The organism is Stieleria neptunia (assembly GCF_007754155.1).
Lineage (GTDB): Bacteria > Planctomycetota > Planctomycetia > Pirellulales > Pirellulaceae > Stieleria > Stieleria neptunia.
Genome location: NZ_CP037423.1, coordinates 10,803,184 through 10,816,500, shown reverse-complemented (window position 1 = coordinate 10,816,500; position 13,317 = coordinate 10,803,184). Strand labels below are relative to the sequence as shown.

General features: G+C 61.1%; 10 protein-coding genes and 1 riboswitch. All 10 genes read left to right on the top strand.

Going from position 1 to position 13,317, the window contains the following annotated elements; all coding sequences use genetic code 11:
• The first annotated feature begins 67 nt into the window (after positions 1 to 67).
• The 10 genes from Enr13x_RS37020 (at position 68) to Enr13x_RS36975 (ending at position 13,302) form a co-directional block, all read left to right on the top strand.
• Positions 68 to 1,774: a glutamine--tRNA ligase/YqeY domain fusion protein gene (locus Enr13x_RS37020; protein ID WP_145391931.1), complete on the top strand. Its 1,707-nt coding sequence runs from the start codon at positions 68 to 70 to the stop codon at positions 1,772 to 1,774.
• Positions 1,775 to 1,854: 80 nt separating this feature from the next.
• Entirely contained in the window at positions 1,855 to 2,991 is a 1,137-nt protein-coding gene (locus tag Enr13x_RS37015; protein WP_145391930.1) for an aminotransferase class I/II-fold pyridoxal phosphate-dependent enzyme, read from the top strand.
• A 173-nt stretch (positions 2,992 to 3,164) separates the two neighbouring features.
• Positions 3,165 to 3,241: riboswitch (cyclic di-GMP riboswitch) on the top strand.
• Between the two features lie 60 nt (positions 3,242 to 3,301).
• Entirely contained in the window at positions 3,302 to 3,733 is a 432-nt protein-coding gene (locus tag Enr13x_RS37010) for a response regulator transcription factor (protein ID WP_145391929.1), read from the top strand.
• 49 nt (positions 3,734 to 3,782) lie between these two features.
• The gene (locus Enr13x_RS37005) at positions 3,783 to 4,088 is read left to right on the top strand and encodes a hypothetical protein (RefSeq protein WP_145391928.1); all 306 of its coding nucleotides are present in this window, start codon (positions 3,783 to 3,785) and stop codon (positions 4,086 to 4,088) included.
• Between the two features lie 31 nt (positions 4,089 to 4,119).
• On the top strand, positions 4,120 to 4,665 hold the full coding sequence (locus tag Enr13x_RS37000; RefSeq protein WP_145391927.1) for a chemotaxis protein CheW: 546 nt from the start codon (positions 4,120 to 4,122) through the stop codon (positions 4,663 to 4,665).
• A complete protein-coding gene (locus Enr13x_RS36995) occupies positions 4,662 to 6,044 on the top strand; it encodes a methyl-accepting chemotaxis protein (RefSeq protein WP_197455653.1) in 1,383 nt (460 codons plus the stop codon). Before Enr13x_RS37000 ends, Enr13x_RS36995 begins: the two co-directional genes overlap by 4 nt.
• Entirely contained in the window at positions 6,041 to 8,995 is a 2,955-nt protein-coding gene (locus Enr13x_RS36990; RefSeq protein WP_145391925.1) for a hybrid sensor histidine kinase/response regulator, read from the top strand. The genes Enr13x_RS36995 and Enr13x_RS36990 overlap by 4 nt, the downstream gene beginning before the upstream one ends.
• Before the next feature lie 80 nt (positions 8,996 to 9,075).
• Positions 9,076 to 10,731, top strand: a complete 1,656-nt coding sequence (locus Enr13x_RS36985; protein WP_145391924.1) for a response regulator — start codon at positions 9,076 to 9,078, stop codon at positions 10,729 to 10,731.
• On the top strand, positions 10,728 to 12,374 hold the full coding sequence (locus Enr13x_RS36980) for an FHA domain-containing protein (protein WP_145391923.1): 1,647 nt from the start codon (positions 10,728 to 10,730) through the stop codon (positions 12,372 to 12,374). Before Enr13x_RS36985 ends, Enr13x_RS36980 begins: the two co-directional genes overlap by 4 nt.
• Before the next feature lie 46 nt (positions 12,375 to 12,420).
• Positions 12,421 to 13,302 carry a hypothetical protein gene (locus tag Enr13x_RS36975; protein WP_145391922.1) on the top strand — a complete coding sequence of 294 codons (882 nt, stop codon included), beginning with the start codon at positions 12,421 to 12,423 and terminating at the stop codon, positions 13,300 to 13,302.
• The last annotated feature ends 15 nt before the right edge of the window (positions 13,303 to 13,317 follow it).

Sequence of the window (13,317 nt, the reverse complement as noted above, 5' to 3'; positions counted from 1 at the left end):
CCCGAACGGGACGTGGCACGTCACCTTTCCGTAGAACTGCTTTATCATCCAACGCAAAGCCGACGCCATGACCGACAGCTCCAGCGCGACCAACGCCGAATCGTCACGCCCGACCAAACATTTCATCGAGCAGGCGATCGACGCAGATTTGGCCGCCGGAAAGACGAACGGCGTGGTCACCCGGTTCCCTCCCGAACCGAACGGCTACCTGCACATCGGCCACGCCAAAAGCATCTGTCTGAACTTCGGGCTGGCCAAAACCTACGGCGGCCAATGCAACCTGCGGTTCGACGACACCAACCCGTCCAAAGAAGAAACCGAGTACGTCGAATCGATCATGGACGACGTCCGTTGGCTGGGGTTCCAATGGGACTCGTTGCACTACGCCAGCGACTACTTCGGGCAACTCTATGACTGGGCCGAAAAACTGATTCAAGCGGGACACGCCTACGTCTGCGACTTGAACGCCGAGCAGACGCGGGAATATCGCGGCACGCTGACCGAACCGGGAAAGAACAGTCCCTACCGCGACCGCAGCGCCGAAGAAAACCTGGAACTGTTCCGCAAAATGAAAGCGGGCGAGTTCCCAGACGGGAGCCGAACCCTGCGTGCGAAAATCGACATGGCGTCGCCGAATCTGAATCTGCGTGATCCGGTGATGTATCGCATCATGCGCGCCCACCACCATCGCACCGGCGACGACTGGTGCATCTACCCGATGTATGACTGGGCGCACGGGCAAAGCGATTCGATCGAAGGGATCACGTTTTCGATCTGCACGCTGGAGTTTGAAAACCATCGACCGCTTTACAATTGGTATTGCCAATCACTGGGCATCCATCACCCGCGGCAAATCGAATTCGCGCGGTTGAACATGACGTACACCGTGATGAGCAAACGCAAGCTGCTGCAACTGGTCAAGGAAAACCACGTGGGCGGCTGGGACGATCCCCGCATGCCGACGATCAGTGGACTTCGCCGCCGCGGCTACACCCCCGAGTCGATCCGCAACTTTGCGGCCGACATCGGCGTGGCGAAGTTCAACAGCACGATCGATGTCGTCCGTCTGGAAAACGCCGTCCGAGAACATCTCAATCGTGTCGCACCGCGTCGCATGGTCGTGTTCGATCCGACCAAACTGACGATCACGAATTGGCCCGCAGGCGAGGTCGAAATGGTCGACGCGATCAACAACCCCGAAGACGACGCCGCCGGAACAAGGTCGGTTCCGTTCAGCGGGACGCTTTACATCGGTGCGGATGATTTCCGTGAAGAGGCACCGCGCAAGTTCTTCCGACTCAAGAAAGGCGGCGCGGTCCGGTTGCGAAGCGGCTACATCATCGATTGCCACGACGTCGTCAAAGATGACGACGGAAACGTGATCGAAATTCTGTGCACCTACGATCCGGCAACGAAATCCGGCCAAGACAACTCCGGACGCAAGGTCAAGGGCACGATCCATTGGGTCAGCGCCGATCACGCGATCCCCATCGAAGTCCGCAACTATGACCGCCTGTTCGCGGTCGAAAACCCCGACCAAACCGCCGCCGGACAAACGTTCCTGGATCATTTGAATCCCGACTCGCTGTCGGTGACCGAAGCGTTTGCCGAGCCGGAAATCAACACCGCCGCGGCGGGCGACCGGTTTCAATTCGAACGGCTGGGGTACTACGTCGTCGACGCGGATTCCAGCGACAAGCAACTCGTCTTCAACCGAATCGTGCCGCTCCGCGACAGCTGGGGTAGTATGGTGGCCAAGGGAAAGACCAATTAAACGCGACCCGATGGCTGAAGTTCGAGTCCTTCGAAAAACGTCTCGACCGGGACGCGTCGGTGATTGCGAAAGTGTAGGCCATGATGTGGGATGACTTTGATCAGACGTTAGCCGAGTTGCGTTGCCGCGGGCGGATGCGCCAGTTGCATCCGCGGCGGTTGGACGGTGTTCACTTGGTCGACGCGGCGGGCCGGCGGTTGATCAACTTCGGCTCCAATGACTATCTGGGTTTGGCGTCGTTTGTGGCGTCCAAGTCGATCCGTGTTGATTCGGTCGGTGCGCAGGCCAGCGGGTTGGTTTGCGGCTGGACCGATCGTCATCAGTTGCTTGCCGAAACGATCGCCCGGTTCGAACAGACCGAGGCGGCGCTGGTGTTCCCGACCGGATTCGCCGCCTGTTCGGGCACGGTGTCGGCGATTTGCCGACAGGGCGACTTGATCCTGAGCGACGAATTGAACCATGCCTCGCTGATCGACGGTTGCCGGTTGTCCAAAGCCGAGCGAATCGTTTATCCGCACCGGGACGTCGATGCGGTCGCCCGGTTGTTGGCCGCGCACCGCGACGCGCACCGCCGCGTTTGGATCGTGACCGACTCGGTGTTCAGCATGGACGGACACGTCGCGCCGCTCGGCGACCTGTGCGAGGTGGCCGCCGGGCACGACGCGACCCTGATCGTGGACGAGGCACACGGGACCGGCATTTTGGGCGATCATGGTTCGGGGGCCTGCGAAGCCTGGGGCGTGAAAGCCGACATCCCGATTCGAATCGGAACACTCAGCAAAGCGCTCGGCGGCCAGGGCGGGTTCGTCGCTTGCCCGCAAGTGGTTGCGGACTATCTGGTCAACCATTGCCGTCCGTTGATTTACAGTACCGCGTTGTCGATGCCCGCGGTCGAGTCGGCGCTGGTGGCGCTGGCGGATCCCCAAGAGATCCGCCGCCGCCGTGATCGGGTGTGTGCCCTGGCCCGACGCGTTCGCGCGGAGCTGGGGCTCGCTTGCGCGGCGATCGAGTCCGGGATACCGATCGTTCCGATTCCGATCGGGTCCGACGCCGATGCGGTTTCGGCATCGCAGCGGTTGTATGACTTGGGGATGTTTGTGCCGGCGATCCGACCGCCGACGGTCCCCGAAGGCCAGGCGCGACTGCGTCTATCGCTCTCAGCCGGGCACAGCGACGAGATGGTGGATCGTCTGATCGAGGGTTTGCCGTCTTTCTGATTGACGGACACTTTTCACGGTTTTGCTTGACTCTCTCGCGGAGTGACCAACCCTTCACCAGAACACTCCGGTGCGTTCGCCGTCGTCAACGGCGATCGCTCGGAGCGTTTTTCCCGCGGTGGGTCCATCATGCAATGGGGCTATCGAGGGAGGCGTGCGGCCGGAAATCGGCGCTCGCGAACAGGCAAGCCGGCTGTGAAGCCGTGCACGCAAAGTGACGGATCTCGATGGAGATGGCCGCACTACCGAACGAATCAACCCCACGTCTTTGCCAGCGACCGACCCGTTGCCGGCTTGCCGGAGTCAATTGATGACTGCAACGAAACCGACCGCTGGTGTCGCCGCTCGCTTCGGCGCCTCTTCCGCCCAGTCGGATCAAACGATTTTGGTTGCCGACGACAGTCGCACCGTCTTGCGCCTGCTCGATCGAACGCTTCGCGACGCCGGCTACCAAGTCGCGTTAGCCGAAGACGGACGCAAAGCGGTGGAGGTGGCCAATCAAACCAAACCCGACCTGATCATCCTGGACATCAACATGCCGGTCCTGGACGGCTATGGCGTCTGCCACGAGTTGCTCGCCGATGAATCCTGGGACGGCTCGACGCCCGTGATCTTTTTGACCAGCGCCGATGCACCTCACCTGGAAACGCTCGGCAGCCAACTCGGCGCGTTCCTGTCCAAACCGACCGAACCCGACCTGCTGCTCGACACCGTCCAATCGCTGCTTCGGCGCACCGTGTGACGGCGATCCGATCTGTTTCAACTTGTCTCCCTGTTCCCGTGCGTTCGCGATGACCCAAAGCCCCCCTTTCAGAACCGATGACGATTCCGAGCTGAGCTTGGAAACGCTTGATCAGTGGGAAACCGAACTCGATCAATTCGCCGCCGGGATCATGAAACGTTTGTCGGAGGCGAGCGGAAAAACGATCGACGTCAGTGGTCTGATTCCCCCTTCCCAACAAGCGTCCGCGCGGCAGGCTGCCAGACCGCAGGCTGCCAGACCGCAAATTGCCGGACCACCAACCGATCCGGTTGACACGGACGACGAGAGCGAGGCGATGCAACTGCTGAAGTCCTTGCGTGAAATGACCCAATAACCCGATTCATTCTCAGCCCCAAGAAGTTTCGATGGAAAGCGTGATTTCCCATCAATCGAGAATCGCCAACCTGAGCGACAAACACTGCATCTTCCGATGTGGCGATGTGATGTTTTCGGTCCCGGCGACCACGGTGCGTGAAGTAACGATCATGCCGACGGTGGTGCCGGTGCCCCTGAGCCATCCTTCGTTGGCGGGGATCGGAAATCTGCGGAGCGAGTTTCTGCCGGTGATCGATCTGGAGCCGCTGATCGGAAACCAGGCGCGGCTATCAGCCGACAGCGGACAGCTGTTGGTGATGCAATGCCCGCTGGGATCGTGGGCCATCGCGATCGACAAAGTGATCGCGATCGACGGCATCGAAACACACATCGATGCCGGGCAGCGCAATGAAAACGCCATGTCGGTCTTGATGGGCACGGCGACCTATGACGGAAAAGTCATCAGCGTCCTGGACGTCAACGGGCTACAGCGAATCGCACAACAAACACTGGAGGACCAATGGCATGGGCCCCAGTGCGTCTTTCCTTCTACCGTCTCAACCCCATCGTCCGCGTCAAAGTGGAACGCCGTATGAAAACCAACATCACATTTTTGGCCACGCACTCGTTGGTCGCGGTCGTCGCGACGGCGGCGGCGATGGCCGGATCGTCCCTGTCGAGCGGTTACCAGTGGGTCGTTGTCCTGATCGCCGGGATGACCGCCGCCGGTGCCGCGTCACTGTTGTTGACGCACAAGGTCGGTCTCGGGATCCGACAATTGAAAACGATGCTGGTCGAACGACAGCAGACGATCGTCTCCAGCGGGATCCGCGAGCTCGACGAACTCGGCTCCACCGTCCTGCAGACCTCGCAACGGTACGACGAAATCGAAGTCGCCAGTCGGCAAAGTGCACGCGAACTGCAATCCATGCTGTCGCGACTTTCGCGCCGCGAAGGCTATGACTCGGCCGACATGAGCGAGTTCAAGAACGTGCTCGGCGGCGTCGGCCGATCGCTCAGCGAGCTGATGGGCCAGATCGAAAAGGATGTCGTGGAGATCGGCAGATGCAACACCGACATCCACAGCGGCAAACAGTCCGAAGCGACCTACCGAACCAACGCGCTGTTGCAAAATCTGACCAACGGCGTCGAACGGATTGCCGATCGATGTGCCCAACTGCAACAGCAAATCGGTTCGGCCGAAAAGGCGGTGGCCAAAGCGATCGAAAAAACCAACGTGCTGACCGAGGGGGTGCATCGTATCCGCAGCTGCAGCGAAACGAGCAAAAAGAAACTGCGATCACTGGGAGATCCGACACGCCAAATCGGCAACATCGTCGGGACGATCACCGACATCGCCGCCCGCACGGAAATGCTGGCCCTGAACGCGTCGATCGAATCGATTCGCGCCGGCGAACACGGGCGTGGCTTTGCCGTGGTGGCCGACGAAGTGAGAAAACTGGCCGAACAGACGGCACACTCCGCACGGGAAATCGGTGTGCTCGCCGAGTCCCTGGAAATGCAAACCACCGATTCGCTCTCCGTGCTCAGCCGAGAACAAACCGAAGTCGAATCCGACATCGCCGTCGTCGAAGCCATCCGCGACACCTTGAACGAACTATCGCAAGTCACCGCGGCCGGAATGTTCGTCGTCTCGGACCTGTCCCAACAGGGCGACCAACAACAAAACCTGGTTCAAGGGCTGGCCGGAGGCATCGACTCGATCGCCAGTGCCCATCAGGCCGATCGGAAACGCGCCGACCATGCCTCCTGGGCGATCAAGTCGCTGGCCAAAACAGCGATTGACCTCGATTCCAATATCCATCGTCTCCGGGGCTGCACCAATCCCAATCTGGATCTCAATCCCGGCGAGCGACGGCAGTTGCTCGAATTGGCCAATCAGACCCGCGCCGACGCGACGCCCGATGCTGCCAGCCGACACGAAAACGTCCGCGTTGCGGAGGCAGTGAAATGAGCACCCAAGACGCTTCCTCCGACGCGTTCACCGAACATCTCTTTTCGTGCGCCCCCGCTGCCCCCGCTGCCGCCGGCGCCGAATCGGACGCATCGCGTCGCATGGCCGACTTTGCCAACGCCGTCGAATTACTCCATGAGTTGACCCACGCCGGTCTGGAAGACGTCGATGCGTGTTTGCAGCAGACCGTCGAGAAACTGGGGGAACTGGCCGATACCGTCGATCGTTCGCTCTCGGATTTCAACGATGACGACCCCGATGTGTTGAACCTGGTCGACTTTGTCGTCGAGAGCTGCAACTCGGTCCGCAACGCGGCGCTCGGTGAACCATCGGACGAGGTGGACAGTCAGCAGTTGGAACTGCTCAGGGAAGCGATCGAGCTGAGACTCGACTCGTGCGAAACGTCCGGCGAGTTCGCCGACGACGGGGAAGCGGTTTCCGACACCGAAGGGGAATGGGCCGGCGCCGCAGCAAACGCCGCCCCGGAGCCCGACGTGATTGCGCCCAGTCAAGCCGAGATCGCGGCCTTGCTGAGCAGCCTGAGCGCCCAGACTCGGGGGATCGCTTCGCAAGACGGTGCCTGGCAAGAAGCCCCGGCAACGAACCCGGATGCCGGTGCCGATCAACCGGATCAGCCCAGCGATCGAGACAGCAACTCGATCTCGGCGCCGACGGCGCACGACGCGATCAAAGTCGGCGGCAGCCCAATTGCCATGCCCGCCGTGGACGAGGTGGACATCGACGACGAACTGCGTGAAGCCTTCATGGACGATGCGACGCGCGGATTGGAATCGATGGAGCAAGCGCTGCTCGATCTGGAATCCGGACCGGGCGACGACGGGCCCGTGAAAACCATCAGCCGCGAGCTTCACACCATCAAGGGAGCTTCGGCCAGCATCGGCATGTCCAACTTGGCCGACTACATCCACGAAGTCGAGGAATTGATTCGTCAGACGCAGGACGCCGGCCAGGCGGTCACACCCGAACTCTTGTTGCCGCATGTCGATCTGATTCGCGCTCGCGTCGACGGCGACGAGACGGGGCAGGACGAATCGACGTTCGCCGCGAACGATGCCGCCGCCGCCCCCACGCCGTCGGCCGCTCCGCCGACCGGTACCGCTCCGCCGACCGGAGCCACTCAATCGGCCCCGCGGTCGCCGAAGAAAAACACGCTTGCGGACAGCCACGGCGATGACGAAACCGTGCGGGTCAAGGCGTCCCAGCTGAATCGGCTGATGGACATGCTGAGCGAACTGGTGATGCTGCGAAATCAGCGCGACACCGAAATCTCGGAGCTGAAAGGGATTCACGACGAGCTGATCCACAGCGTCACCCGGATTCGAATGCTCAGTCACGAAGGCGAAGCCCTGTTGGCCGGTGACAGCCTTGCCAACCCCGTCCTGGCCGAAGACGGCGTATCGTTCTCGCACCTCAATGAAGTCGCCAACGATGTGTTGGAATCCGCCCAGCGACTGCGTGACTGTTACCGCCCCGTCGCCGACGGGAACCAAGCGGTTTCGCAATTCATCCGCAACTTTCGACTGGAACTGGTTCAGCTGAGAAGGATGCCGGTTTCCGGGCTGTTCCGCAGACTGCATCGCGCGATCAGCGACGCGGCGCGGACCGAGCACAAACAGGTGCGTGTGGAGTTGGTCGGAGAGAACACCGGGATCGAGCGGTCGCTGCAAGAACGGATTTTTGAACCGTTGCTGCACATCGTTCGCAACTCGGTCAGCCATGGGATCGAATCACCCGAAGACCGACTTGCCGCGGGCAAAACAGCGCAAGGCATCGTCAGACTTCACGCCCACTCGGGGCCAGACCTGTTGGTCATCGAAGTCAGTGACGACGGGCGCGGCTTGGACTTTGATGCGATTCGCCGACGGGGCATCGAGCGGGGCTTGATCGAGGGCGACAAATCGGTCAGTCATGCCGAACTGTCCCGGCTGATTTTCAATCCCGGGTTTTCGACACGGGAATCGGCCAACCAACTCTCCGGGCGCGGTGTCGGAATGGATGTCGTGGCGTCGACGCTGGAACGGATGCGGGGCTGGGTGGAAGTCGAATCGGAACACGGATCGGGATCGACGATCCGTCTGTCCCTGCCGCTGCCTTCGATGATTCAGCACGCGATGGTGTTCCGCAGTGGCGGCCAGTTGTTCGCCTTGCCGGCTCAATCGGTCCGCCGCACCGGAGAATTTGACCCCACTTACTCCCCGATCGATCTGCATGACATCCTGTCCTTGCGGCATCACGATCCGGATGCCCAGGCGGACCACTCACGCCGCGCCATCATCGAACTTGCCAGCGGATCGACGACGGTCGAAGGCGAGCTGGGAGGCGATTTTGCGCTGCTGGTCGACCGAGTCCTCGGGCCCGAAGAAGTCGTGGTTCGACCGATGCCCCCGATGCTCAAGTCACATCCGCTGTGCATCGGTGCGACGCTATCGGGAATGGGCGAGGTGGTGCTGTTGTTGGATCCGCGTGGATTGGCCGAGGCGTCCAAGGGCGCCCATCAAGTCGTTCAGCCGCTGGCCTCCGAAGAACGCGCCTGCGGCAAAGAACTGCCCAAGGTGCTGGTGGTCGACGATTCCAAGAGCGCCAGGCTGCGTGTGACACGGGCACTGGCAAAGTATCCGGTCACCGTCGTCCAGGTCGACGACGGTCAGGCTGCGATCGAAATGCTCTCCAAAGAAAGCTTCGCCATCGTTTTCAGTGACATCGACATGCCGCGGATGAGCGGGTTGGAGTTGTTGGAAACGATCAAGGGTGAACCACGTTTGGCAGCAATCCCTGTCGTCGTGATCAGCAGCCGCAGTCTCGAAACCGCTGGCAAGCAGGCCCGTCGATTGGGCGCCATCGAGTACATCCAAAAACCACTCACGCCCGAACGACTCGACGCGGTCGTCGCTCCATTCGATTGGGCCAAACCTTACCCGGACCACCTTTAACGCTTCCGCCCGCGGCTCGTCGCCCGGATCAAAGCCCTTTTCAAATCACTTCCGTTTCCCGTCACAGAGGAATCAGTTTCATGGCCGAAAAAAAAGTCCTGGTCATTGATGACAGTGCGACCATCCGCAAGCTGGTCGATACACACCTAAGCCCGGCCGGTTACGCCGTCACCCTTGCCCCCACGGCGGAGGACGGCTTGCAACTGGCCGAGGAAATTCGGCCCGATCTGATTCTGTTGGACCACCAGCTGCCGGGAACAACCGGCTTTGAAGTCTGTCAACAACTGGCCGCGTCCTCGACGCTGAAACTGATCCCCGTCGTGGTCAGTTCGACGCTTCGTAAGAAAGCCTACGTGGAATACGCCGATCTGGACAACGTGGTCGACATGTTGCCCAAACCGTACACCGAAAACCTGCTCCGCACGACCGTCGAAAACGCGATCGAAACCGCGGCCATGATTGTCGAATCCCAGACCAAGGGGTCGGCGGTGCCGGAGATCATCGGAGAAACGTCCGAGCCCGACATGGCCGGCCGCTTCGCCGTGTTCGGCATTCGCGAAGTCGTCGATTTTCTCAACAACGGCCACAAGCAGGGCGTGCTCGAGATCGAAGCCGAACGTCTGCGGTTGTGGATCTACCTGGATCGGGGACGTGTCCAAGGCATCAGTGCCACCGGGCTGCAACCCGAAGAGACTCAGATGGTCGTCGAGCGGTTGCCCGAGTCGCTGCAAAGCCTGGCCGAGGTTCTGCGTCTGACCATCGCCGGTCGTGGGACAGCGGAGTTCGATGGGTTCGTGCAGTTGATGGACAAGCGAGTCCTCGACCCGCGATTGACGGCCAAGCTGCTGCGTTTCCAGGCCGCCATGTTGATCGGGCTGGTGATGAGGCGACCGTTGAAAGGCTATCAGTTCCGCGCGACCTCGAACTTCCCATCGCTGCAACGCGATCTGCCCCTGGAGGTCAGTTTGATGGGACTGTTGGTCGAGCACGCGCTGCACTGCGATCTTGCCGAGATCCAAAGCGACGATTCGGCGCTGCGATACGTCCGCCGCGCCATCCGAGGCCAGAACTTGGATCGTGCCGGATTGTCCGCCAAACACATGAAGATCATGAACCTGTTGAGCGAACCTCGCTCGGTCGACGAATTGCAACAACGACTCACTTGGGACCACGAAGAAGTCCGCCGCGTGTTGTCAGGATTCGTCGCGGCCGACATCCTGGAAGTCCGGCGCGACGAAAGCGAAGGGAAATTTGTTGCTTACGAGACCAACGCGATTGCCGCCGCCCAGCTCCGCAGCGGGCTCAAACAAGCGTCTGGCAAATACGTCGGCAAGATCGTTCGCGACACGTTGACGCTGCAGTTGCTGGTCAAACGCACCAAGCCGGACGCGGTGTTCTTCGCCGTTGACACGCCGCAAAGCTGCGACGCGATTCGCGAAGCGTACGCCTCGGCACAAGAGGCGTTCGGAGACTCGCGAAAGATCGTGTTGGCCCCGGCGAAGGTCGTCGATGACCCCAACGTTCCGTGGCACAAGCTGCTCGGATTCACCCCAGACCGATTGCTGCATTCGCCGTACACCTGCGAAACGTTGACCGAAACGATGGACGAACTCGATTCCATCCCGGTCGCGGATCCGCAGCGAGAAGGGGCGCAGCAAGAGACCCCCGCTGCGACGGCCGGCCCGGCGCTGACCTCGAACGGCTCAGATCACTCTGTTGCGGAGACCCTGTCATGATTCGATCAACCGAAGCAACCCTGACCGGATTCAAAATCCGCCTGAAGCGACCGAGCGCTTCGCCGATCGACCACGCCCTTGAAGAGGGACGCAGCATCTTTATCGGCAGCGGCAACTCCTGCGGCATCAAAATCACCGGCGAAGACGTCGCCGGCATCCATTGTCTGATCGATGTCGAGGACGACGTCGTCTCCATCCAAGACTGGGCGTCCAAGGCGGGAACGAAAGTCAATGGAACGACGATCGATGACAAGACGACGATCCAAGTCGGTGATTCCATCGTCGTCGGTTCCGTCAAGCTTGAATTGGTCGGCGGACCGAGCGGACAGAGTCAAGCCGCCAAGCAAACTGCCCTCGACCTGGCCGCCAAAGCCGCCGAGGAAGAACGGGAAGAATCCGTGGGGATGGAAAACTTGGGTTACGAAGAAGCGCAAGATGATGGAACAACCGTCGCCGATCCGACGCCCGCCGCCAGGTTGCCGATCGGCCGACTCAGCGATGCGCTGGCCGAGACCGCTGCGAAACCGCTCGCCGCCGGCGACACGGTGGTCGTCGAAGACACGCCCAGCGCCGGCGAAACCGTCCTCGCCGATGAACCCGCCACCGACACGCTCGACCCGGATGCGTCCGTCATCGAGGAACGCGACGCCGCTGCGGCAGATCAGATCGATCAACCGGAATCCGGCGATCCCCCAATCGCTGACGATTTCGCGTCGAACCCGTTCACCGCCGAAGATCTCGATTGGGATCCGTCCAGCTTTGACGACGATCAAGTGGATGCCGAGATCGTTCAGCTGCTCAAATCGGAAATCGAAGACCTCCGCATCCAGCTCGCCGAACGAGACGAGCAATTGGCCGCGATGGAAGGGCTCGGCGCAGGGGATGGCGAAAACCCGACGCCGACAAAAGCCGGATCGATCGACCAAGATTTCGGCAGCGACGAACTGGTCGGACGAGTCGACGACCTGCTCGCCGAACTGGCCGAACACGACGAACGTGTCTCGATGCTGCAGGAATTGCTGCAGACCGCCGAAATCCAAAACCAGGCCGAACGGGAAGAACGCAGCTGCCTGGAAAACTGGGTCGGTGAAATCGAACAGCGGATCGGCGAGCGAGAATCCGAATGGCAAGCCGAACAGGACGCCCTCCGTGATCGACTCAACGCGGCCAGCCAGGAACGCGATCAGTTTCAGCAACAGCTGCACACCGCCGCCAAACGTTACGGACAAGCGTCGGTCGGTGACGCTGCCCCGGATGAAACCCTGCAAAAACTGCAGAAACAAAACGCCGAGTTGCAAACCGCACTGGAAGAATCGCAGAAGCAATGTGTCAGCCTGAATCGTCAGATTGAGCGATTGCAAACCGAAGAGCCGGAGTCGCTGCAGGAACTGCGCGCCGAATTGGCCCAGGAGAAAGCATCGGTTTCACGCATGCGATTCCAGCTCTCCAAGCAGCTCCAGGAAATCGACGGCGATGCCGCCACCAAAGAGCATCCGGACCGCGAGTTCGCCTACAAGCTGCAAACCCTGCGACAGCATCTGCGGGAGATCCACGAGGAAGAAAAGGTCGAGCGTGAACAGAAAGGAGAGTCTCTGCTGGGCCGAATCTCCAATCTCTGGAAACGCGTCGATGACGAGTACTAAGACGCCCAGGAAGACTTCGTCGTAATCACCTCCACTTTGAATCGCTATGACCGACCGAAACGACATGATTGCTCCGTCGCCCCTGGGCGGCGGAAGTGACTCGCCAGCAGCGGGCGTGCCCCCGGTGACGCCACCGTCGGACCACTCGCAAGCCGAAGCGATCGGTTCCATCGTTTTTGACGTGGAGCATTTCGCGCGAGGTTGGATCGGTCGGATCCGCAGACTCATTCATCGGTCGAGCCAATTGATCGAGCGCGAATCGCTACTGGCCGGTGCGATCGCTCGTTTGGATCAACAGAAGACCGAATGGAGCAAACGGACCGCGGCCAAGGAGGAAGGGCTGCGGGACCAGTCCAAACGGCTGACCGAAGCCTGGTTGGAAGTCGAGTCGGAACGCAGGAAGGCGATTCAAGGTGCCCGCGCCGCGGCGACCGCGGCCAACAAGCCGGGCATCGGTCCGGTCGTCCCCTCGGCGCAGGTTGGTGTTCCCGCCGTCACGCTTCCGGCAGCCCCGGGGCATCCCCAGCCGCCGAGCGCAGGGCCCCCCCAGATCGCCCCGACGGCAGAACCGCCGCGCGATCCGGCCCTGCAATCCCCGACCGCGATGCACGGGCAAATGCCGGCGGCACCCCCGCCGGTCAACGTCAACGTTCCCGTCTGCCGTCCCAACGCATCGCCGCCCGCGGATGCCATCGGGGGCCCACCCGCGATGCCGGTGGGCAATGCGATGCCGGTGGGCAATGCGATGCCGGTGGGCAATGCGCCCATCTTGCCCGGCCAGCCCGCGTCCGGCTGTCCGGGAAACCACACCCAAGCACCAGACCCGCAAGCCGCGCTGGAGCATGCCGAAGCCGCCCGGCAACAGAAGATTGAAGAATTCAAACGCATGCAACGTGCGATCCGATCAAACCGCAGCCATTCGAACTAACCGTTGGAGCCTATC

Bases quoted from the DNA above. Each gene is read 5' to 3' on its own strand.
- Enr13x_RS36985 (WP_145391924.1), top strand. From the start codon at position 9,076: ATGGCCGAAAAAAAAGTCCTGGTCATTGATGACAGTGCGACCATCCGC.
- Enr13x_RS37015 (WP_145391930.1), top strand. From the start codon at position 1,855: ATGATGTGGGATGACTTTGATCAGACGTTAGCCGAGTTGCGTTGCCGC.
- Enr13x_RS37000 (WP_145391927.1), top strand. From the start codon at position 4,120: ATGGAAAGCGTGATTTCCCATCAATCGAGAATCGCCAACCTGAGCGAC.
- Enr13x_RS37010 (WP_145391929.1), top strand. From the start codon at position 3,302: ATGACTGCAACGAAACCGACCGCTGGTGTCGCCGCTCGCTTCGGCGCC.
- Enr13x_RS36980 (WP_145391923.1), top strand. From the start codon at position 10,728: ATGATTCGATCAACCGAAGCAACCCTGACCGGATTCAAAATCCGCCTG.
- Enr13x_RS37005 (WP_145391928.1), top strand. From the start codon at position 3,783: ATGACCCAAAGCCCCCCTTTCAGAACCGATGACGATTCCGAGCTGAGC.
- Enr13x_RS36975 (WP_145391922.1), top strand. From the start codon at position 12,421: ATGACCGACCGAAACGACATGATTGCTCCGTCGCCCCTGGGCGGCGGA.
- Enr13x_RS36995 (WP_197455653.1), top strand. From the start codon at position 4,662: ATGAAAACCAACATCACATTTTTGGCCACGCACTCGTTGGTCGCGGTC.
- Enr13x_RS36990 (WP_145391925.1), top strand. From the start codon at position 6,041: ATGAGCACCCAAGACGCTTCCTCCGACGCGTTCACCGAACATCTCTTT.
- Enr13x_RS37020 (WP_145391931.1), top strand. From the start codon at position 68: ATGACCGACAGCTCCAGCGCGACCAACGCCGAATCGTCACGCCCGACC.